At 65.2% G+C, this 20,572-nt stretch carries 20 protein-coding genes; 13 read left to right on the forward strand and 7 right to left on the reverse strand.

Going from position 1 to position 20,572, the window contains the following annotated elements; translation table 11 throughout:
- Positions 1-19 precede the first annotated feature (19 nt).
- Positions 20-475, forward strand: a complete 456-nt coding sequence (locus tag EYW42_RS02320; protein WP_135533640.1) for a hypothetical protein — start codon at positions 20-22, stop codon at positions 473-475.
- 137 nt (positions 476-612) lie between these two features.
- Here EYW42_RS02320 and EYW42_RS02325 read toward each other — a convergent pair whose 3' ends face one another.
- A complete protein-coding gene (locus EYW42_RS02325; RefSeq protein ID WP_135533641.1) occupies positions 613-1,953 on the reverse strand; it encodes a DEAD/DEAH box helicase in 1,341 nt (446 codons plus the stop codon).
- A gap of 161 nt (positions 1,954-2,114) precedes the next feature.
- Between EYW42_RS02325 and grpE the strand changes: the two genes are divergently transcribed.
- From grpE to EYW42_RS02340, 3 genes are all read left to right on the forward strand, one after another.
- Positions 2,115-3,113 carry a nucleotide exchange factor GrpE gene (gene grpE, locus EYW42_RS02330; protein WP_135533642.1) on the forward strand — a complete coding sequence of 333 codons (999 nt, stop codon included), beginning with the start codon at positions 2,115-2,117 and terminating at the stop codon, positions 3,111-3,113.
- Between the two features lie 133 nt (positions 3,114-3,246).
- A complete protein-coding gene (dnaK, locus tag EYW42_RS02335) occupies positions 3,247-5,154 on the forward strand; it encodes a molecular chaperone DnaK (protein WP_135533643.1) in 1,908 nt (635 codons plus the stop codon).
- Between the two features lie 296 nt (positions 5,155-5,450).
- Positions 5,451-6,458 carry a sodium:calcium antiporter gene (locus EYW42_RS02340; RefSeq protein ID WP_135533644.1) on the forward strand — a complete coding sequence of 336 codons (1,008 nt, stop codon included), beginning with the start codon at positions 5,451-5,453 and terminating at the stop codon, positions 6,456-6,458.
- Between the two features lie 41 nt (positions 6,459-6,499).
- Here EYW42_RS02340 and EYW42_RS02345 read toward each other — a convergent pair whose 3' ends face one another.
- Entirely contained in the window at positions 6,500-8,278 is a 1,779-nt protein-coding gene (locus EYW42_RS02345) for a Rieske (2Fe-2S) protein (RefSeq protein WP_135533645.1), read from the reverse strand.
- A 129-nt stretch (positions 8,279-8,407) separates the two neighbouring features.
- Between EYW42_RS02345 and dnaJ the strand changes: the two genes are divergently transcribed.
- The 3 genes from dnaJ (at position 8,408) to EYW42_RS02360 (ending at position 10,968) form a co-directional block, all read left to right on the forward strand.
- Positions 8,408-9,571, forward strand: coding sequence for a molecular chaperone DnaJ (gene dnaJ, locus EYW42_RS02350; protein WP_135533646.1), 1,164 nt, complete (start codon positions 8,408-8,410; stop codon positions 9,569-9,571).
- Between the two features lie 110 nt (positions 9,572-9,681).
- Positions 9,682-10,191 (forward strand): DUF7504 family protein, encoded by a 510-nt coding sequence (locus EYW42_RS02355; RefSeq protein ID WP_135533647.1) that lies wholly within the window; start codon positions 9,682-9,684, stop codon positions 10,189-10,191.
- A 42-nt stretch (positions 10,192-10,233) separates the two neighbouring features.
- On the forward strand, positions 10,234-10,968 hold the full coding sequence (locus EYW42_RS02360) for a hypothetical protein (RefSeq protein ID WP_135533648.1): 735 nt from the start codon (positions 10,234-10,236) through the stop codon (positions 10,966-10,968).
- A 44-nt stretch (positions 10,969-11,012) separates the two neighbouring features.
- On the opposite strand, the gene EYW42_RS02365 is transcribed toward EYW42_RS02360, so the two are convergent.
- The 5 genes from EYW42_RS02365 to EYW42_RS02385 form a co-directional block, all read right to left on the reverse strand.
- Positions 11,013-11,300 (reverse strand): transcriptional regulator, encoded by a 288-nt coding sequence (locus EYW42_RS02365; RefSeq protein ID WP_135533649.1) that lies wholly within the window; start codon positions 11,298-11,300, stop codon positions 11,013-11,015.
- Between the two features lie 4 nt (positions 11,301-11,304).
- Complete coding sequence (locus EYW42_RS02370; RefSeq protein WP_135533650.1) at positions 11,305-11,925, reverse strand: hypothetical protein; 621 nt, start codon at positions 11,923-11,925, stop codon at positions 11,305-11,307.
- Between the two features lie 146 nt (positions 11,926-12,071).
- Complete coding sequence (locus tag EYW42_RS02375; protein ID WP_237561259.1) at positions 12,072-12,974, reverse strand: ABC transporter ATP-binding protein; 903 nt, start codon at positions 12,972-12,974, stop codon at positions 12,072-12,074.
- Positions 12,971-13,825 carry an ABC transporter permease gene (locus EYW42_RS02380; RefSeq protein WP_135533652.1) on the reverse strand — a complete coding sequence of 285 codons (855 nt, stop codon included), beginning with the start codon at positions 13,823-13,825 and terminating at the stop codon, positions 12,971-12,973. The genes EYW42_RS02375 and EYW42_RS02380 overlap by 4 nt, the downstream gene beginning before the upstream one ends.
- Before the next feature lie 163 nt (positions 13,826-13,988).
- Positions 13,989-15,461 (reverse strand): short-chain fatty acid transporter, encoded by a 1,473-nt coding sequence (locus EYW42_RS02385; RefSeq protein ID WP_135533653.1) that lies wholly within the window; start codon positions 15,459-15,461, stop codon positions 13,989-13,991.
- 58 nt (positions 15,462-15,519) lie between these two features.
- Between EYW42_RS02385 and EYW42_RS02390 the strand changes: the two genes are divergently transcribed.
- From EYW42_RS02390 to EYW42_RS02415, 6 genes are all read left to right on the forward strand, one after another.
- Positions 15,520-16,752: an MFS transporter gene (locus tag EYW42_RS02390; protein WP_135533654.1), complete on the forward strand. Its 1,233-nt coding sequence runs from the start codon at positions 15,520-15,522 to the stop codon at positions 16,750-16,752.
- 122 nt (positions 16,753-16,874) lie between these two features.
- The gene (locus tag EYW42_RS02395) at positions 16,875-18,137 is read left to right on the forward strand and encodes a dicarboxylate/amino acid:cation symporter (RefSeq protein WP_375137121.1); all 1,263 of its coding nucleotides are present in this window, start codon (positions 16,875-16,877) and stop codon (positions 18,135-18,137) included.
- Positions 18,138-18,309: 172 nt separating this feature from the next.
- Complete coding sequence (locus EYW42_RS02400; protein ID WP_135533656.1) at positions 18,310-18,849, forward strand: GNAT family N-acetyltransferase; 540 nt, start codon at positions 18,310-18,312, stop codon at positions 18,847-18,849.
- Complete coding sequence (locus EYW42_RS02405; RefSeq protein WP_135533657.1) at positions 18,849-19,415, forward strand: GNAT family N-acetyltransferase; 567 nt, start codon at positions 18,849-18,851, stop codon at positions 19,413-19,415. The genes EYW42_RS02400 and EYW42_RS02405 overlap by 1 nt, the downstream gene beginning before the upstream one ends.
- Positions 19,415-19,972, forward strand: coding sequence for a GNAT family N-acetyltransferase (locus EYW42_RS02410; RefSeq protein ID WP_135533658.1), 558 nt, complete (start codon positions 19,415-19,417; stop codon positions 19,970-19,972). Before EYW42_RS02405 ends, EYW42_RS02410 begins: the two co-directional genes overlap by 1 nt.
- Positions 19,972-20,535: a GNAT family N-acetyltransferase gene (locus EYW42_RS02415; protein ID WP_135533659.1), complete on the forward strand. Its 564-nt coding sequence runs from the start codon at positions 19,972-19,974 to the stop codon at positions 20,533-20,535. The genes EYW42_RS02410 and EYW42_RS02415 overlap by 1 nt, the downstream gene beginning before the upstream one ends.
- Positions 20,536-20,572 lie beyond the last annotated feature (37 nt).

Here is a 20,572-nt window from a genome sequence, read left to right on the forward strand (position 1 = left end):
CTGCTACCACGTGGCGGATATGAAACGGCGGGAACTCCTCCGGGCGCTCGGCGTCGCTGGCGTTGCGGGGCTCGCGGGGTGTGGCAAGAACCGCGACGAGTGGTCGGCACGCGAGGGGCCGCCCAAATCCGACGACTACCCCACCGCGTCCGAGTCGGGGAACGTCACCCTCAATCTGACTGCGACAGCCTCTCCCGGGGACGGTTTTACCTTCGTCGCCACGGATTACGGCGAGACGGACAACGGGTACCTCTCGGTCACGTCTACCGTCACGAACGAGACCGAAAAACCCCAGGCGGCCGTTCTCGTCTTCAAAGTGGTCGTCGACGAAACGACCTACGCCGAACGAGAGACTGTCCGCCTCGAACCCGGCGAGCGCGAGACCTACGAGTTCGTGTTCGACATAAAGCGCAGCGAATATCTCGAAGCGGACAGTAAGCGGATCGCCCCGCACTGGGAGCCCATCGAGGAGTGAGTTCGTCTCTGCTTCCGAAGCCGTACTCCGATGATACGCAAGCTAAGCGCGTCCTCTCACGTTCCGCTGAGACGGACTCATCGACGGCGAGAGGCCACGCTAAGCACGTGACTTCTCACGTTCCGCTGAGACAAACTTCATCGACGGCGAGAAGCCACGCGCTCCTCCGCCGTTTCCTCGCTCACAATCTCGTAGAGGAGCGCTCGCCCTCCGTCCGCTTTCGGGCGCAGGATCCGTCCGAGACGCTGCGTGAACTCCCGCTCGCTGCCGCTGCCGGAGAGCACCACGGCGACGTTCGCATCCGGCACGTCGACGCCCTCGTCTAACACGTTCGACGTGACGATGCGCGAGTAAGTGCCGTCGCGGAACCGCTCGATGATCTCGCGTCGCTCGGCGGCGCTCGTGCGGTGGGTCACCGCGGGGATCAGGAACCGCTCCGAGATGCGGTAGGCGAGGTCGTTGTGGGCCGTAAACAGGATGACGCGGTCCTCGCGGTGGTCGTCGAGGATATCGGCGAGACGGTCGACTTTCCGCTCGCTACCCATCATGATCTCGCGAGCGCGTTGCTTGGCCAGTAACGCCTCGCGGGCCTCCGGGTCGTTCCCGGAGCGCTTGACGAGTTCCTGATAGTCGCTCCCGCTTCGCATCTGTATGTTCGACCGCACGAGGTAATCCGTGAAAACGTCCTGCTGGCGCTCGTACTCCTCGCGCTCGGCGTCGCTGAGCGAGACGGATATCCGCTTGACGTCGTACGGCGCGAGGTGGTCGCCGGCGAGTTCCTCCGGCGAGACGCGGTAGACGACGGGACCGACGAGTTCCTCTATCACCTCGTGGGCGTCGTCCGGGCGCTCGAACGTCGCCGTCAGTCCAATCCGCGGCGGTGCGGGGAGGAGCCGAGCTATCTCGCGGTACCCCTCGCCGCCGAGGTGGTGCACTTCGTCGAAGACGACGAAGCCGAAGCGGTTTCCGATGTCGTCGGCCCGCAGGTACGCCGAGTCGTACGTCGAGACTGTCAGCGGTTCCAGCCGCTGCTCGCCGCCGCCGAGCTGTCCGACGGGGCGGTCGAACTCGGTTTCCAGTTCGCGCCGCCACTGCGTCACCAGGTCGATAGTCGGGGCGACGACGAGCGTCGGAACCGCGAGGGCTTCGAGCGCTTTGATCGCGATGACCGTCTTTCCGCTGCCGGTGGGCAGTTCGAGGACGCCGCGTTCGTCCGCATCCCGCCAGGCGTCCAGCGCGTCGGCCTGATACGCCCGGAGTTCGTACGCGGAGTCGAGGTTCGACAGCAGGTCGACATCGAGCACGCGGTCCTCGTACGTGACGCCGCGACCGTCGAGGCCCGCCAGCAGGTCGGCGTAGCGGAATCCCGGTGCCCGGCGGGTTTCCGACCGCGGGTCGCTCTCGACGAACGGCGGACACCACCCGTCACCCTCGATCCGAACGGTCCCGTTCTCGTAGCGAAGCGTGAGTGCGGCCACGCCCGCTCGTTGGCGCTACTGGTTTAAATCGGTCCCCGTCCCGTTCTGACGTGTCGGCCCTCCCCGGACCGGAGAGTCCACAGGCGTCTCTGCGACAGCGGGCGATGACTTACGGCCGTCAGTATGAAGTATTAAACCCGCCGGCCGTCTTCGTTCGGGCAATGAGCGAAGACGAGGGACCGGACGCCACGACGGGGGAACGAGACCCCGGCGCCGAGACGGAAGACGCGGAGACGGAACCGGAAGACGCCGAAGCGACGGAGTCCGAATCGGTGGGATCGGAACCGATAGAGTCCGAACCGGAGCGGTCAGTACCGGCAGAGTCCGAAACGACGGACAGCGAACTCGGAGGGGCAGAACCGACGCTGAGTGACCTCCCGGACAGGGTCGCCGAGTACGACGACGAACTCGGAGCGGAGGTCGGCGCACTGCTTTCGAAAGCGGTCGAACTCGACGAGCGGGTGGACGAACTGGAGTCCGCGACCGAGGAGCGCGACGAGGAGATCGAGGACCTAGAGGACCGCCTGAAACGCAAGCAGGCGGACTTTCAGAACTACAAGAAACGCGCAAAGAAGCGCCAGGACCAGATCCGCGACCGCGCGACTGAGGACCTCGTCGAGCGACTGCTCGACGTTCGGGACAACCTGAAGCGGGCCGTAGACGGGGACCACGACGACGTCGAGAGCATCCGCGAGGGCGTGAAAATGACGCTGAAGGAGTTCGACCGCGTGCTCGACGGGGAGAACGTCTCCGAAGTCGACCCGGAACCGGGCGAGGCGGTCGACCCCCAGCGACACGAGGTGATGATGCGCGTCGAGAGCGACCAACCGGAAGACACCATCGCCGAGGTGTACAAACCCGGCTACGAGATGGGCGAGAAAGTCCTCGAAACGGCGCAGGTCACCGTCAGCGACGGGAGCGGCGGGAATGCCGACGTCGAGGCAGATCCGGACGCCGACGAGAGCGAACCGTCCGGATCGAACGGCGATTCCGGCGAGAAAACGGACGGCGGCGAGGTGGACGCCGACGAGGAGGCAGAAGCGATCGAACTCGGCGGCGAAATCGAAGGGTCCGACGACGCGGACGAGCGAGGGACCGGCGACGTTTCGGAGGCGAGCGACAACCAGATTAGCGACGCGATAGACGGGAGCGACAACTGACAGCGCGTATATAAGTCGAGGGGGTTCGGCTCCCCACGGATTTCTTTAATCCAGGCGCTGCGTCGTAGTTTTATTCGGCGGTTCAGGGTGTGTAGCAAGGTTTAAACCAACGAGTGAGCAAGTACTGTTCAAGATGGCGAGTAACAAGATTCTCGGAATAGACTTGGGTACGACAAACAGTGCGTTCGCAGTGATGGAAGGCGGTGACCCGGAGATCATCGTCAACAGCGAAGGGGAACGAACGACGCCCTCTGTCGTCTCGTTCTCCGACGACGGCGAGCGACTCATCGGAAAGCCGGCGAAGAACCAGGCCGTCCAGAACCCGGAACGGACGATCCAGTCCATCAAGCGCCACATGGGGGAGGAGGACTACACCGTCGAGATAGACGGCGAGGAGTACACGCCGGAAGAACTCTCGGCGATGATCCTTCAGAAGATCAAACGAGACGCCGAGGAGTATCTCGGCGACGAGATCGAGAAGGCCGTCATCACGGTCCCGGCGTACTTCAACGACCGCCAGCGTCAGGCGACGAAAGACGCCGGGGAGATAGCCGGCTTCGAAGTAGACCGGATCGTCAACGAACCGACGGCCGCTTCGATGGCGTACGGTCTCGACGACGAGTCCGACCAGACCGTCCTCGTCTACGACCTCGGTGGCGGAACGTTCGACGTCTCTATTCTCGATCTCGGCGGCGGCGTCTACGAAGTCGTCGCGACGAACGGCGACAACGACCTCGGCGGTGACGACTGGGACGGCGCTATTATCGACTGGCTCGCCGACGAGTTCGAGGACGAACACGGCATCGACCTGCGCGAGGACCGCCAGGCTCTCCAGCGACTGAAAGACGCCGCCGAGGAGGCGAAGATCGAACTCTCATCGCGCAAGGAAACCGAGATCAATCTGCCGTTCATCACGGCGACCGACGACGGCCCCATCCACCTCGAAAAGTCGATGACTCGCGCGAAGTTCGAGTCGCTCACGTCTGACCTCATCGATCGGACGGTCGGTCCGACGGAGCAGGCCCTCGAAGACGCCGGCTACGACGAGAGCGACATCGACGAGGTGCTGCTCGTCGGCGGGTCGACCCGAATGCCGCAGGTCGAGGAGCAAGTCGAGTCACTCACCGGTCAGGAGCCGAAGAAAAACGTCAACCCGGACGAGGCGGTTGCACTGGGCGCGGCAATCCAGGGCGGCGTCCTCTCCGGCGACGTCGACGACATCGTTTTGCTCGACGTGACGCCGCTTTCTCTCGGTATCGAGGTCAAGGGCGGTCTGTTCGAGCGCCTCATCGAGAAGAACACGACGATCCCGACCGAGGAGTCGAAGATCTTCACGACCGCGGCGGACAACCAGACCTCCGTCCAGGTCCGCGTGTTCCAGGGCGAACGCGAGATAGCCGAGGAGAACGAACTGCTCGGCGAGTTCCACCTGACCGGCATCCCGCCGGCCCCCGCAGGGACGCCGCAGATCGAGGTGACGTTCTCCATCGACGAGAACGGCATCGTCAACGTCTCCGCCAAGGACCAGGGCTCCGGCGAGAGCGAGGAGATCACCATCGAGGGCGGTGCCGGACTGTCCGACGAACAGATCGAGGAGATGCAGGAGGAAGCCGAGGAACACGCCGAAGAGGACGAGCGCCGCCGCGAGCGCATCGAGGCCCGTAACGAGGCCGAAGCGTCGGTCCAGCGCGCACAGACCCTGCTGGAAGAGAACGAGGACGAAGTCGACGCGGAACTCCGCGAAGCGATCGAAGCCGAGATCGAGAACGTCGAAGCCACCCTCGAGGACGACGACGCCTCCAAGGAGGAGATCGAGGACGCTACCGAGACCCTGAGCAAGGAACTTCAGGAGATCGGCAAGCAGATGTACCAGCAGCAGGCCCAGGCCGGCGCAGGCGGCGCTGGTGCTGGCGCTGGCGGAATGGGCGGCGGCCCGGCCGGCGGTCCCGCGGGCGGCCCCGGCGGCGCGCCCGGCGACGACGAGGAGTTCGTCGACGCGGACTTCGAAGACGTCGACGAGAACGACGAAGACGAGCAGTAGCGAGTCGAGTCGTTCTCGTCGGCTCGGGAGAGCAAAGCTCTCCCGGTGTCTTCGGGAGTAAGAGAAACGAGCGACCGAAGGCTGGAAGCATCGGAGATGCTTCCAAGTCTGAAAACGTGAGCGGAGCGAACTTTTTCAGTTAGGCGACGACGAGCAGTAGCGAGTCGGCGAGAACACGAGACGAAAGCCAGTACAGACTTGCTTACGTCACGTTTCGAAAACGAACGCAGTGCCGTCTCTGTTTCACGCGTCTGGATGAGACACGTCTTTCACTGGGAACCGACAAATACCAACAGATGAACGGCATCCTCGTCTCGCTTGCACTTGCAGTGACTGCGACGGGCGTCATCTGGAAGGGGAGCGAACTCCTCGAAGGGTCAGCTGAACGCCTCAGCAAGTACTACGGGTTGCCCGTCGCCGTACACGGCGCTATCGTCGTCGCCGTCGGGTCGAGCTTTCCCGAACTGAGTTCCGTCGTGATCAGCACGCTGGCCCACGGCGAGTTCTCTCTCGGCGTCGGGGCCATCGTCGGGAGCGCCATCTTCAACCTCCTCGTGATCCCGGCGCTCTCCGCGCTGTTTAGCGACCAACTCGAAGCGACCCGCGACATCGTCCACAAGGACGCCCAGTTTTACATCATCAGCGTTCTCGTCCTCTTTATCGTGTTCGCGCTCGGAGCGACGTACGTTCCCGGCGGGACGAACGGGGCCGCGATACTCACGCCGCCGCTCGCCGCCATTCCGCTCGCCACGTACGGCGTCTACGTCTTCCTCCACCAGCAGGACGCAAGCGACCACGCGGCTACCGAGGTCGTCGACGTGAATCTGCTTCGGGAATGGGCGACGCTCGCGGGGGCGCTGGTCCTCATCGCAGTCGGCGTCGAAGGGATAATCCGGGCGGCGCTCACTCTCGGAGCGATCTTCGACACGCCGAGTTTCCTGTGGGGGATAACCGTCATCGCCGCGGCGACGAGCCTTCCCGACGCGTTCGTCAGCGTTCGCGCCGCCGCGAACGGCGAGGACGTCACCAGTCTCACGAACGTCCTCGGGAGCAACACGTTCAACTTGCTCGTCGCCATCCCCGTCGGCGTCCTCCTAGCTGGGTCGGCGACTATCAACTTCCTCGCGGCGATCCCGACGATGGGGTTTCTCGCGTTCGCGACTATCGTTTTCATCGTGTTCACCCGCACGGATCTCGAACTGACCGACAACGAGGCCGTTGGCTTCCTGGGCCTGTACGCGCTGTTTCTCGCGTGGATGGTCCTCGAATCAGTAGGCCTCATCGAAACCGTACAGGGGATCTAAAGGGAAGAACAGTTCACCCCCGAAGGTGACAAAGGTCGTCGTTACTTGTGGATCCGCTCCCCTTGGTGGAGTCGCTCGGCGATGGTGAACGTCTGCTCGGCCGAGCGCCGCGTGGGGAAGTGCGCGGCCATGTAGCGCGCCGGGGCCATCAGATACACGCTCGCCTCGTCGGGGTCGTCCGCGAGGTCGAACTGCTCGAACCCGGCTTCGACGTGCTGGAGCGTGTGGAACCCGGCGTCCTCACGGAGGAGTCCCCGCCCGAGCGTCGCCTTGAGCGCGGCGGGGTCGCCGTCGGCCGCGAGGTAGTCCGCGACGAGTCGGCCGGCGGTGTCGACTTCGCCCTCCTTGTCGAACGTCTCCAGTAGTTTCTCGGGGATTGTTTCCGGGTCCGCGTCGGGGTCGCCGTCCGGTATCGGCGCGGGCGGCGTGTTGAGGAAGCGGTCGAGGTAGACGCTCATCGCGCCGTGGAGCGCACCGCGGTAGAGCGCGGGCGCGTCGACGCGCCGGGCCCCGCCGTGGACGCCGTTGCAGTAGCTGAACGTGTGATGGACCGTGTTCCAATCGTTGAATTCGTTGGTGGTCGCGAACTGAACGACCCGCGTCGCCGCCGCGAACGTGACGCGAGAGGCCAGTTGCTCGGCGGTCGCGCCGTTCCGGATAGCCCCGCGAACGGCGTCGACGATATCGTGCGGGTCGTCGGAGAGCAGCGTGTCGACGAACCCCGCTTGCGGTTCCCAGCCGCCGGCGTCCCGCGCGTCGAGCAGGTCGGGGAGGTCGCCGTGAAACTCGAACACCAGTTCGCCCAGATCGATCGGCTGACGCCACTCGGACTGCTCCTCGCTGCGGCGCGCCTGCGTGAACCGCGGGACAAGCGTCGGAACGGCCTGCTCGGCGTGCTCCCACCCGACGTGGTCGAGGGTCTCCAGCGCCTTGTTGACGAAATCGAGCGTGTGGCCGGAGTCGAGGTAGACGTGGTCGGTGCCCGCGGCGTAAAGTATCTCCGCGATTTCCGGCGGGTCGAGCGTCGCCACGGCGGTGCGGAGGCAGCGCTCCGCGCCGTCGTCGTCGCGTACTTCGACGGTTTTCCGGAACCACTGTTTCAGGCGGTCCTTCGAGAGGTCAGGGTTGGAAAACGTCGGTTGTTCGAACCGCGGCGGTTCGCCACTGGTGTCGTCCGCGACTTCGAGCAAACCCCGGTAGAGCGCCCGGCGGCGGTCCTCGGGGCGAACGTCGTCGTACATGTTCGCCATCGCGCCGAGGATGACGAGGCCCGGCCCCCACCCGTCAGCGCGGTACTCCGTGCCGAACTCCAGTCCGGTTCTGACGGGGTCTGTGTACGGGACGTTCCGGGACGATGTCCCGGGGCTCGACGAGCTATGCTCGTCGGTGTCGTCCGCAAGCAGGCCGATGACGGATTTGGCGATGACGAGGCGGAGGTCGTCGCGGAGTCCGGCTTCCAGACGGTTCTGCCAGTGTTCGACCGGCGGTTCGTCGGGTTCAGGATACGGGTCCACGTACACGTCGCCGTCCCGGACCTCGACCGGGTACGTCTGGACGTCGTCGGCCCACGGGTCGAACGTGTCGCCGCAGGAGAGTTCGAACCGCGCGTGATGCCAGTGGCAGGTGAGTATCCCGTCCTCGACGGTCCCTTTCGCCAGCGGGAACCCCATGTGCGGACAGCGGTTGTTCACGGCGCGGATCTCCCCCTCGTGGTGGAACAGCGCCATCGGTTGTCCCTCGACTGTGGTCACCGCCCGACCCTCCTCGACGAGGTCGTCGTGGTCGGCGACGCGGACGTACTCTGCTGATTCGGTTGTCATACGTCACCATACCGCAAAGACAGATATCAAGGTTCCCTGAAGGGCGTTTACGTAGAGGCGATGACAATTCTTCTGACGGTCCCGAGCCAGTCTTTTCAAGTAGCTCAACCGTATAGGATCGCTCAACTGATGAGCGAGGATTTCTACGATGTTCTCGGCGTGAGTACGGACGCGTCCGAGGAGGAGATACAGAAGGCCTACCGCGAGATGGCGAGCAAGTACCACCCGGACGTCAGCGACGAACCGAACGCCGAGGAGAAGTTCAAGAAAGCCAAGAAGGCGAAGGAAGTGCTCACCGACGAGGAGAAGCGCCGCGCGTACGACCGCATGGGCCACGAGCGGTTCGAACAGGCCGAGAAACGCGGCGGGTTCGACGAAGGCCGCGGCGGGGGCGCTGGCGGACCCTTCGGCGGTGGCGGCGGCCCGTTCGGCGGCGGTGGGGGCGCGGGCGGCATGGGCGACATCTTCGAGCAGTTCTTCGGCGGCAGCGGCGGCAGCAGACGCGACCGACCGCGACAGGGGTCGGACCTGCGGACGCGTCTCCAGATAGACCTCGAAGACGCGTACGAGGGCGTCGAAAAGGCAGTCACCGTTCGCCGACCGGAGCGCTGTGACACCTGTAACGGCGAGGGCCACCCGCCGGGAACCGAGAGTCAGACCTGCCCCGAGTGTAACGGTCGCGGGCAGACAACGCAGGTGCAACAGACGCCGCTGGGCCGCGTCCAGCAGACGACGACCTGTCCTCAGTGCGAGGGCGAGGGCGAACTCTACGAGGAGACCTGTAGCGACTGCCGCGGCCAGGGGAAGGTCCGCCGCGAAGCGTCCCTGTCGGTCGAGGTCCCCCCAGGGATCCGCGACGGACAGACCCTCCGGATGGAAGGCGAAGGCGCGCCGGGCGAGAACGGCGGGCCGAACGGCGACCTCCTGATCGAGGTGTCCGTCGCCGACCACCCCGACTTCGAACGCGACGGCGACGACCTCCGCTACCACCACGCAATCTCGTTCCCGCAGGCGGCGTTCGGCGACACGGTCACGGTTCCGACGATGGAGGGCGACGTCGAACTCGACGTGGACGCGGGAACCCAGAGCGGAGAAACGTTCCAGCTGGAAGGGAAGGGGATGCCCCGCCTCCGTCGGCGCGGCCACGGCAACCTCTACGTCACGGTGCAGGTAGTGACGCCGGAGAGCCTGAACGAGGAACAGCGCGAGGCGCTCGAAGCGTTCGCCGAGGCCGGAGGCGAGGAGATAGATGTCGAACAGGGGTTCTTCGAGAAGATCAAGAACTCGTTTTGAACGCCTCGGCCGCCGTCGCGATCCCCGGTTTGATGCTCTCTACTGTCCGTTAGGCGACGTGTAACAAAGGTAGGTGGTTCCGGATCACCTGCTGCCGGATGTCACAGTACATGCACGAACCGGACCCGTCGTCGGAGCAGAGTTTCCTCGTCGCCGGACCGTCCGGTACGGGGCAGCGAGAACTGGCGTTCGACGCGCTCTCCCAGTGCGAGACAGTCGTCGCTGTCGCACCGGAGCAGGCGGCCACTACCGTCGGGTCCTGGTATCGGGGCCGTACTGCGGAACTCGTCACCATCGATCCGGCCGAGGGGGGTGGGGGGTCGATGGGGCTCTCGGAACTGGGCGTTTCGGTGTCAGAGGCGATCGAGGAGGCGAACGATGCGGGCGTCTGGGTTGCCATCGACGAACTCCCGGGACTCGTTCCGGAGTGCGACCTCTTCCCGCTTTTCGCCTTCTTCGACCTGCTCCACCGTCGCATTGCCGACGACGGTACCCAACTCGTCTGTACTGTCGACACGCATCGGCTACGGCCGGACGAACTACGAACCCTGGAACAACTGTTCGACTGCCGACGCGTCACGCGTTCCGACCGCGTCGCCGAGCAGACTGAACCGCGGTAGCGTCCCGGCGCGCTTTTCTCGGCCCCGTCCCAAGCCGCAGGCATGGAGACGCTCGACGATCTGGTCGCTCGTGACCGGCGGAGCGAGGCGACCGCGCTCTCGATAGCTGACGGGCCGACGTACGACTACCACCGTTTCTGTACGACGGCCTGGAAGACGGGCAACTTCCTGCGCCACCAGGGTGTCAGGGAGAGCGTTACGGTGTTCGTCGCCGACGACGAGACCCCGCAAGCGCTACTCTCGTTTTTCGGCACTGCGCTACTGGGCGGCGTGACGTTGTTCGACAGCGTCTCACGCTGGAACGACGGCGAGGCGAGCGACCTCCAGGCGCTCGTCCTCCCGGGGGCCGATGCCGACGACGCCGCGGTACCCGCCGGAACGAACCGCGTCGGCTACGGGACGGAACCCTCGGACCCGGCCGTGGCGCACTTCGAGCGGGACGTCTGGAGCGAGAACCCGTCGTTCCCCCCGGTCGAACGGGACCCGACCGCGCCGGTGTTGACGACGGGTGACGCGACCTACTCCCACCGCGACCTGTTCGAGGCGGCGGAGCGGATCGTCGACGGCTACGAACTGACCGCGGACGACCGCGTCGCCGTTCGCGCGCCGTTGTCCGACCCGGGCACTGTCGTCGCGGGCGTCGTCGCGCCGTTGCTCGTCGGCGGAGCAATAGCGTTCGACGGCGCGGACGGCACGAAGGTGGACGCGACGGCCTCCGTCGCGGGAGACGACCAGAGTGACCGGGCGATCCCGGTCGAGGAAGCGCGACCGCGGTAGTCGCCGCAGAACGGTCGAGGAAGCGCGACGCCGTCACCGCGCGGTTACTCGTCTAACCCATCGATCAGTGCCTCTAACCTGTCGATGTGGTCTTCGAAGGCCGTCTCGCCCCCGTCGGTCAGCCGGTAGGTCGTCTTCGGTTTGCGGTCGACGAACTCCTTCTCGACTGCGACGGCGTCCGAGTCCTCCATCGTGCCGAGGTGACTGGCCAGGTTCCCTTCCGTGATCCCGAGTTCCTCCTGTAGTTCGGTGAACCCTGTCTCGCCGTGTCGGTAGAGGTAGGCGAATATCTGCAACCGAGTCGGCTGGTGGACGAGTTTGTCGAACTCCATGGGCTCACTTGGTCAGCGCGTACGCGGCGACAGAGTGGATCAGAAACAGGACACCGAACAGCGCGTAGCCGGTTAGCTGGAGGTATCGAGAGTGGGGTAACAGCACACCCAGTACGAGCATCCAGACGCCGCCCGCGTAGAACGGTAACCTGTCGCGCCGCCGGATCCGTTCGGCTTTGAGTATGTTCCCGGCGACGAGCAGTCCGAGTCCGAGAAAGATCAGCACGTGACTGAAGTAGTGCGCGCCGCGGGCGGCACCAGTGGAGTTTTCGGCTATCAGCGGCCCCAGCGAGGTCCACATGGCGTGGAGCGAAACTATCAGCGCGGTCAGAAGGATCCACCAGTCGAGCCCCGACGAGGAGCGTTCGGTCGACGCGTTCGAAACGAGTCGCCACTGTGCTACCGCGATGACGCCGACCATGCCGTACCAGAGCGCGATGTACGCGGCGTTAGGCAGGTCGGCGGTGAACGCGACGTTCGTGATGATGGCCGTGAGACCGATGACGACGCCGTAGACCAGCCACATCCGGCGCTGGCCGGGGTATCGCTCCTCGATTCCCATCGCGCCCTTGATCTGGTCCAGTTCGCGCTGCAGGTCCTGGGGGTCGACGTCCTGTTCTGACATGATGTGCCGTCAGTCGCTTCGCCGGAGGTTGCGGGGGACGCAGTATGATTGTTCCGCTTCGATCGACCTGACACGACGCCGCGGCCCGCCCAGAAAACACGGACGCGGGGATCGACCGTGGCCGCGGTCGCAGCCGTCGTCGCCTATCAGTTCGTCTCGCCGTCGAGGTGGACGTGGTAGTTGAACAGGTCGGTGTACGTCGGATCCGCTGTCGTCACACGAGCGCTACCGGAGGACTCGGCGTCGGCCAGGACGGCTTTGATGTCGCTTACGTCGCTCTCCGGGTCGAGGAACCCGCGGGCCTCCGCTCCAGCGTGAAACAGTTCGCCACCGACGAAGTGGTCCTTCGCGGCGGTGGCCGCACGCGGTCCGGCAACGCGGACGACAGGCGGTACCGACGCAAGCAGTTCGTCCGGGGGACCGGTCGCCGTCACCGTCCCGTCGACCATGAACGCGATACGGTCGGCCAGTTCGGCGTCCTGTGGGCGGTGGCTCGCGATGACGAAGGTCTTGCCCTCGTCGTTGGCGTCGAGGATGCGGTCGTGGAAGCGCTGGAGCATCGCGAGGTCGATACCGGCCGTGGGTTCGTCGAGCAGGTAGAGCGGCACGTCGACGCTGAGCGTGAGTGCGAGTTCGAGTTTCCGGGTCATCCCCTCCGAGTAGTTCTCGACGAGTTTGTCGAGGTCGTCTTCGAGTTCGAACGCCGCGACGTCCTCACGCCAGCGGTCGGTGAAGCGAGGATGCAGACGAGAGTAGAACCGAGCGTTCTCCCGTCCGGTGAGGCGTCCGATACTCATCGCGTTCTGCAGCATGAAACTCAGCGTCTCGCCGCCGTCCTCGCCGATAGTTCGACCGTCGACTGTCACCGTTCCCGAGGTGGGTCGAGAACTCCCGGCGAGACACGACAGCAGCACGGTCTTACCGACACCGTTCGGGCCCATGAGCAGTAGGATCTCGCCGGGTTCGACAGAGAGGTCGACGTCGTCGACGACGCCGTCGTTGCCGAACGACTTCCGGACGCCTTCGGCGCGGAGCGCGGGGGTACTCACGGCAGAACACCCCGTTTGTAGATCAGACGACGCATGATCCCGAGTGCCAGGAGGAAGCTCCCGGCACCGTACGCCGCGAGCAGACCGACCCACCGGGGACCGGTCGGCACCGGCGGCGGCGTCATGCCGGACGCCCCCCAGTTCGAGATAGTCGTTAGATGATAGTTGAGAAACCGGTTGGGAAGGGTGTTCGGGAGGTAGTTGAGAAGCGTCGCGTCGGCGGCGAACATGGACGGTTCGGCACCGTTGAACCCCGTAACGAAGTAAAGCACCAGCGCGGCGACGGTCGAGATGACAGTCGCGTAGCGGGCGTCACTCAGGACAGCCCCGAGAAGGAGTCCGAGCGTCAGCCAGGGGACCGCGAAAGCGATGAACGCCCCCAACGCGAGCGGTAACGATGCAGGGTCGCGGAGGCCGTACTCGGCACCGGTCAGGACGCCGATGCCGAGCATCACGAGAAACGCCGAGAGCGCGACTATCACGCCGGCCAGAATGCGACCGACCAGGTCGGCAGTGGGTGAGACGGGAAGCGACCGGAACTGCTCGTACCGACCGGCCTCGATGTCGTTGACCAGTAACTGCGCGAACACGCTGATGCAGACGATGATCGTTGTGAACGTCCCGAACCCGATCACGACCGCACCTTTCACCTGGCCGAGAAGTTCGTCGGGAACGGTGCTCAGATCGATAAACAGCGCGAGGTTCAGGAGGTAAAACACAGCGGGAAAGCCGACCGACCAGGCCAGCATTACGCGACTCCGGGCTATCTCCCGCAGGTATCGTTCCGTGAACGCGTGGACCTGGCTGGCCCACCCGCCGTCGTGCGATGTCTCGTACGTTTCCACTGCCATGAGCCTACCGTCACGATCGGTCTGGCTCACAATAAAGTTTGTGCTGTAATCTACTTTGTGCTACAAAGTAGCCTCTCAGCGGCGCTACGGTCGGTTTCGTCGCGCCAGAAGCCAATGGGAGCGGTCGACGACGCGTCGCCGAGAGAAAACGGCACGCCCTCGATCAGTACGGCAGGACAAACAACACGACGGCGAGGAAGGGGATCAGCGCGATGAGCATCGCGATGGCGTAGCCGAACATCTCGCGGGCTTTGATGCCCGTGATAGCGAGCAGCGGGATCGCCCAGAACGGGTTGAACAGGTTCGTGTGAGCGTCGCCGACGGCGTAGGCCATCGTCGCCTTGCCGACCGGAACGCCGAGGTCCTGTGCCGCCTCGATCACGGACGGTCCGATGACTATCCACTCGCCGCCACCGGAGGGGACGAACATGTTCACGACTGCGCCGGTGATCCAGGCGATGACGGGGTACGTCGCCGGTGTCGACACCGCGAACAGCGTTTCGGCGATAGTCTCGGAGAGGCCGGACGCGTTCATCATCCCCTGGATACCCGCGAAGAAGGGAAACAGCAGAATGATGCCGGCGGCGGCCTCCGCGGCCTCGCCGAACCGCTCGCGGTAGAGCGCCGGGCGCTGGTAGATCAACAGGCCGGAAAACAGGAACGCGAAGTTGACGACGTTGAGGTTCCACCCGTCTAGCCCCTGGGTTGCCAGCGTGTAGACGACCATCGCGACGCCGGTCAGCGCGATCACTCCGCCCAGGATACGGCTGTTGTCGATCCGTTCGGCGGGGACCGGTTCGGCATCGGCCGACTCGTCGTCGACCGCCTCGCCCCCGTCAGAGCGGTCCTCAGAGGAGGCTTCCGGACCGTCGGACCGCTCGCCGCCGTCTGATACCGCGCCGAACAGTTCGGTCTCCGGAACGAACTCCGTGATTCCCTCGGACCGTTCCGGACCAGGCGTCAACAGGTACAGTACGGCCGCTGCGAAGAGGATCGAGAGGGCGGTCAAGGTCAGCGCGTACGCGCTGAATATGGTTTGGCTGGTGGGGACGACACCGCCGAGGATATCGAGTTCGACGAACTCGTTGCCCGGCGTGTTGAGAAGCAACGGGGCGGACCCGGACAGACCCCAGTGCCACGTCAGGCCGAGACCCATGTACCCCGCCACGCACAACAGCGGGTAGTGGACCTCGATTCCCCGTTCGTGGGCGGCCTTGCCCATCTCGCGGGCGAAGATAGCGCCGACGATAAGACTCAGTCCCCAGTGGATCCACCCTAGCACCATCGCGAACACGCCGACGAGAACGACTGCCTGCTTGCCGTCGTTCGGTATCGCCGCCAATCGCTGGAGCAGGTCGTTGACCCGTGGGTGATACGCTATCACGAAACCGGTCATGAGGATGAGTACCATCTGCATCGCGAACGTGAGGAAGGCCCAGAACCCGTCGACCCAGAATTCGACCATCTCGAAGGGGCCGGTGTTCTCGACCGCGATCCCGACGACGAACACCACGTATGTCAGGATGATCGCGAACAGGAACGGACTCGGCATCCACCGTTCGACGACATCCGCCAGTCGCCGCCCCGCGCGCTCTATCGCGTTTTCGCCGTCCGCTGAAGTGGTATCAGTTGACATACCTAGTAAAAAGGCAACAATAATAGTTTTAAATCTTTTCGAGACCACGGACGGATAGATGGTCGATAGCGCGAGGGTCTACCGCGGGTGGTCGGTCGTCGCCGGGTGTTTCCTGGGCGCGCTCGTCGTCTTCGGCGTCTCGTACTCGTACAGCGTGTTTCTGGAACCGATCCAGCGCGATTTGGGACTGTCTCGCGCCGACGTGTCGCTCGTGTTCTCCGTCCAGACGGCAGTCATCTACGTCTCAGCCGCCGGGATCGGCGTTCTGGCCGACCGATACGGCGTCCGGCGGTTGCTGGGGCTGGGCGGCGGCCTCTTCGTCGCGGGGACTCTGCTCGCGACGCGGGCGCGGTCGCTTCTGACGTTGCTTCTCAGCTACGGAGTGCTGACGGCGGTCGGCCTCGGCGCGGTGTACGTCGTCTCGTACGCCACCGTCCCGCGGTGGTTCCGGCGACGCCGCGGCCTCGCGGCCGGCGTGGCGACTGCCGGTCTCGGCGTCGGGATGCTCGTGGTCGCACCGGCGGCGAGCGTCCTCGTCTCATCGGCCGGGTGGCGGGCGGCCCTGCTGGCGGTGGCTCTCGGTGCGGCGCTCCTGCTGGCGGTGGCAGTGACACTGGTCGCAGACGACCCCCCGAGTCAAGGTATCGACGCGAGCGTGGAGTTCCCGACGGGGTACCCGGAACGCCCGCCCACGGACTGGTCAGTCTATCGCGACGAGGTCGTCGCGGTCGCGGCCTCGCGGACGTTCCTGCTCGTGTTCGTCGGGTGGGTGTTGGTCTACGCGACGCTGTACGTCGTCTTCGTTCACGTGGTCGCCCACGCCGGCGCGGTCGGCATCGGGGAGCGAGTCGGTGCGCTCGCGCTGGCCGTTATCGGCGCGACCACGAGCGTCGCCCGGATCGCCGTGGGGTGGGGTGCGGACAGGGTCGGTCGACACCGGACGTTCGTCGCGTGCTCGGCGGCGATGGGCGCGTCGACGCTCGCACTGCCGCTTGTCGAATCGGCGGTAGGACTGTACGCATTCGCCGTCGTCTACGGTGTGGCCTACGGGGGGAACGGGGCACTCCTCTCGCCGCTGACGACGGACCTGTTCGGGACCACGAACCCGAACGCGGTCTTCGGCCTCGTCTCGCTCTCGTTCGCCGTGTCGGGTCTGGTCGCACCCTGGGCGGCCGGACTGACGTTCGACGTGACGGGCACCTACGCGCCGGCGTTCGTCGCCGCTGGTGCGGTCGGACTGGTCGGGACCGGACTGGTCGCCGCGGCGCGAACGGCCCCACGAACTAGCTGAAACAGGGACAGCCAATAGTATACCCCCATACTACACGTGAATTTATATGGAGGTGTAATGAAACAGAAGGCCGAGGGATATCAATTAGTAGCACGATTCGATACTGGCGGCAGTACCGTTCGATCCCGATTGTGTACCGGATCGGGGCGGCGTTCGTCCTCGGGTCACTGTTCGGACTCGCTGTGGGTGACCCGGCGACGCGACTGCAACCGCTCGGGGACCTGTTCGTTCGCCTGCTGAGCATGCTCATCATCCCCATCGTCGTGTTCACGCTGGTGATGGGCGCTCGGCGACTCTCGCCGAGCAGTCTCGGAAAGATCGGCGGGCAGGTCGTAATGCTCTACGCGATCACATCGGCATTTGCGGTGTTCATCGGTCTGGCGGTCGGCAACCTGCTGAACCCGGGTACCGGCCTCGAACTCACGGACGCGGAGGCACAGGAGGCGGAAGCGCCAGACATCGTGGAGGTGTTTCTGGGCATCGTTCCGGAAAACCCGATCGCTGCGATGGCGGAGGGGAACGTGTTGCCCACCATCTTCTTCGCCATCGTGTTCGGCCTGGCGCTGGCGATGCTCCAGGAGGAACTAGACGAGGGAGACGTCCGTCGCGGCGTAGAGACGATATTCGACATCATGGAGGCCGGTGCCGAGGCGATGTTCAAGATCGTCTGGGGCGTGATGGAGTACGGCGTTATCGGGGTGTTCGCCCTGATGGCGGCGGTGTTCGGGCAGGCCGGCGTCGACGCTATCGTCCCCTTTGCCATGCTCATCTTCGCGGTGGCGCTGGCGGTGACGATCCACATCGCCGTGGTTCACCTCGGCGGCATCATCGCGCTGCTGGTCGGCGAGTCGCCGCGTGGTTTCCTCGTCGGAGGGAAGGAAGCGTTGATCACCGCGTTGAGCATCCGTTCGTCCAGCGGGACGCTCCCGGTGACGATGTCTAACGCGGAGATCAACCTCCAGATCGACGAGAGCGTCTACAGCTTCTCGTTACCGCTTGGCGCGACGATCAACATGGACGGGACGGCGATGTACCAGGGCGTCGTCGCCATCTTCGCCGCGAACATCGCCGGCGTCTCGCTGACAATCACCGAACAGCTAACCGTCGTTGCTATCGCCGTGCTCGCGAGCGTCGGGGCCGCGGGCGTCCCCGGAACCGGCCTCATCATGCTGACGCTCGTGCTCACGCAACTCGGGCTTCCGCTGGAGATAGTCGGCTTCGTCGCCGGCGTCGACCCCATCCTCGACCGGATGCGGACGATGACGAACATCAGCGGTGACCTTGCGGTGACGACGCTGGTCGCCAAGTGGAACCACGCGGTCGACTTCACGGGCGGTACCTGGGTCGGGAACGAAGCGACCGGGGCGGCCCCGACGGACGACTGAGCGGGCCTGCGGACGACTGAGCGGACCTGCGGACGACTGAGCGGGCCCGCGGTCGACTACCCCTGCCGTTTCCAGTTGCGCGATGGCCGCGCTGTCCGGCGGCGAGCCGTCGTTCGTCAATGCGACCCACTCTCCCGAAACCGATTTAGTGCCCCTGTCTCATCTTTGTGACATGCCAGGGACAGTTTTCCGTCGCGGCGACCGTCTCGCCCTCCGGACGGTCGAACACGAGGACGCAGAGTTCATTCAGCGAGGACACAACCATCCGGATGTAGGGGTGACGCTTGGCCTGAACCGCCCCGAGAGCGAGACTGAAGCCGAGGCAAACATCGAAGACGACGAGGGTGACCCGCTGAACGTCGGACTCCTCGTCTGTCTCGAAGACGGGGACGAGCCGACCCCCATCGGGAAAGTGAGACTGAGCAACCTCCACCACACGCGTCCCGAGATATCGTACTGGATCCTCCCCGAGTATCAGGGCGAGGGGTACGGTACGGAGGCGGTCGGCGTCCTCGTGGACTACGCGTTCAACGCACACGAGATCCGCGGACTGCAGGCGCAGGCGTTCGCACCGAACGAAGGCTCCGTGGGCGTTCTGGAGAACCTCGGGTTCACGCACGAGGGACAACTGCGCGACGCGCGGTTCCGGAACGGCGAACACGTCGACGTCGTCTGGTACGGACTGCTCCGTGAGGAGTGGGAGGACGACTGATGCCGGGGCCGATAGTCGAGGCCGGCGACGACCTCGTGTTGCGTACCGTCGAACGAGAGGACGCCGAGTTCGTACAGCGACTCTTCGCGGACCCGTGGGCGCGTGTCGGGTTTCAGGAACACGGTCACAAGAACCACGCAGAGGTCGAGGAACTGCTCGAAGGCGACCTCGAAGAGAGCGACACGGCGGCGTATCTCGCCTGCGTTGACGATGACGACGCACCCTGGGGACATCCCGAAGAGGACGAGACGACCCCTGTGGCGTTCGTCGCCGTGACCCACGTAGACCGTGACCGGCCGGGCGTCAATCACTGGGTCGCGCCGGCGTTCCGCGGCGAGGGCTACGGCGTCGAGGCGCTCTCGCTGGCGGTCGACACGGTGCTTCGGACGTACGACCCGAACACCATAGGCGTCGAAGTGGTCGCTGGCGACGAGGCGACTCGCGAGCACGTCGAAGCGGTCGGCTTCGTCGAGGAGGGGCGTAACCGCGAGGTTCTGTTCGTCGAGGGCGAGTACCGCGACGTGTATCAGTACGGCTTGCTCCACGAGGAGTGGGAGGGCCGGTGATGCCCGGTCCCGTCGTCACCGCCGGCGAGCGCGTCGTCTTGCGTACCGTCGAGCGCGAGGACGCCGCGGTCCTCCAGCGGTCGAAAACAGACCCCCGGATCCGGTTTTCCCTCGGGTCCGTCTTTCCGAGCAGTCGCGCACAGTTGGAATCGGGCATGGAAGAGTGGCTAGAGAGCGACAGCACCGTAGCGTACATCGCGTGCGTAGACGACGACCCGTCCGCCGGACACCCGGACGAGGACGAAACGACGGTGATCGGGTCGGTGAGCGCGCGCCACGTCGACGGCGACCGGCCGTGGCTGGCGTACTGGCTGCTTCCGGAGTTCCACGGCGAGGGCTACGGGAAAGAGATGGTCCGACTCGCCGTCGACGACATATTCAGTTCGCATCCGGTCCACGGCATCAGTGCGGGCGCGTACGGTTTCAACGAGGCGTCGCGCGGCCTGCTCGAATCACTCGGCTTCACGCAGGAGGCGCGGCAGCGACAGTGCCGCTACATCGACGGCGCGTACCGCGACGAAATACAGTACGGCCTGTTGCGCCGCGAGTGGGAGTGATGCCGGGGCCGATCATCGACGCCGGTGAACGCGTCACTCTGCGTGCCGTCGAACGCGAGGACGCGGAGTTCGTCCAGACGTGTGCGACCCACCCTCGCGTTCGGTTCTCACTCGGCATCGACTCGCACCAGACGAAAGCCGAAGTGCGAGAGCGGATCGAAAACGACACCGAGAACGAGGGAACGCGCGGATTTCTCGTCTGTCTCGACGAAGAGGGCGCGGCCGCTGGCGACCCCGACGAAGAGGAGACGACGCCCGTCGGCGCGGTCCACGCCCGCGGCGTCGACAGGGAGCGGGCGTGGCTCGGCTACTGGCTCGACCCGGACTACCACGGCGAGGGCTACGCCGGCGAAGCCGTCGAACTCGTCGTTGACGCGGTGTTTCGCTCGCATCCGGTCCACGGCATCAGCGCGGGCGCGTACGGCTTCAACGAGGCGTCCCGCGGCCTGCTCGAATCGCTCGGCTTCACGCAGGAGGCGCGTCTGCGGAACGCGTGGTACGTCGACGGCGCGTACCGCGACGGCGTCCAGTACGGCCTGTTACGCCGCGAGTGGGAGTCGTAGCGGGACGGTATTCCCCCGACTACGGCGGGCCAGACGC

Source organism: Halostella pelagica, from assembly GCF_004762015.1.
In the GTDB taxonomy this organism is placed as follows: Archaea; Halobacteriota; Halobacteria; order Halobacteriales; family Natronoarchaeaceae; genus Halostella; species Halostella pelagica.

Bases quoted from the DNA above. Each gene is read 5' to 3' on its own strand.
- EYW42_RS02320 (WP_135533640.1), top strand. From the start codon at position 20: ATGAAACGGCGGGAACTCCTCCGGGCGCTCGGCGTCGCTGGCGTTGCG.
- grpE (WP_135533642.1), top strand. From the start codon at position 2,115: ATGAGCGAAGACGAGGGACCGGACGCCACGACGGGGGAACGAGACCCC.
- dnaK (WP_135533643.1), top strand. From the start codon at position 3,247: ATGGCGAGTAACAAGATTCTCGGAATAGACTTGGGTACGACAAACAGT.
- EYW42_RS02340 (WP_135533644.1), top strand. From the start codon at position 5,451: ATGAACGGCATCCTCGTCTCGCTTGCACTTGCAGTGACTGCGACGGGC.
- EYW42_RS02345 (WP_135533645.1), bottom strand. From the start codon at position 8,278: ATGACAACCGAATCAGCAGAGTACGTCCGCGTCGCCGACCACGACGAC.
- dnaJ (WP_135533646.1), top strand. From the start codon at position 8,408: ATGAGCGAGGATTTCTACGATGTTCTCGGCGTGAGTACGGACGCGTCC.
- EYW42_RS02355 (WP_135533647.1), top strand. From the start codon at position 9,682: ATGCACGAACCGGACCCGTCGTCGGAGCAGAGTTTCCTCGTCGCCGGA.
- EYW42_RS02360 (WP_135533648.1), top strand. From the start codon at position 10,234: ATGGAGACGCTCGACGATCTGGTCGCTCGTGACCGGCGGAGCGAGGCG.
- EYW42_RS02365 (WP_135533649.1), bottom strand. From the start codon at position 11,300: ATGGAGTTCGACAAACTCGTCCACCAGCCGACTCGGTTGCAGATATTC.
- EYW42_RS02370 (WP_135533650.1), bottom strand. From the start codon at position 11,925: ATGTCAGAACAGGACGTCGACCCCCAGGACCTGCAGCGCGAACTGGAC.
- EYW42_RS02380 (WP_135533652.1), bottom strand. From the start codon at position 13,825: ATGGCAGTGGAAACGTACGAGACATCGCACGACGGCGGGTGGGCCAGC.
- EYW42_RS02385 (WP_135533653.1), bottom strand. From the start codon at position 15,461: ATGTCAACTGATACCACTTCAGCGGACGGCGAAAACGCGATAGAGCGC.
- EYW42_RS02390 (WP_135533654.1), top strand. From the start codon at position 15,520: ATGGTCGATAGCGCGAGGGTCTACCGCGGGTGGTCGGTCGTCGCCGGG.
- EYW42_RS02400 (WP_135533656.1), top strand. From the start codon at position 18,310: ATGCCAGGGACAGTTTTCCGTCGCGGCGACCGTCTCGCCCTCCGGACG.
- EYW42_RS02405 (WP_135533657.1), top strand. From the start codon at position 18,849: ATGCCGGGGCCGATAGTCGAGGCCGGCGACGACCTCGTGTTGCGTACC.
- EYW42_RS02410 (WP_135533658.1), top strand. From the start codon at position 19,415: ATGCCCGGTCCCGTCGTCACCGCCGGCGAGCGCGTCGTCTTGCGTACC.
- EYW42_RS02415 (WP_135533659.1), top strand. From the start codon at position 19,972: ATGCCGGGGCCGATCATCGACGCCGGTGAACGCGTCACTCTGCGTGCC.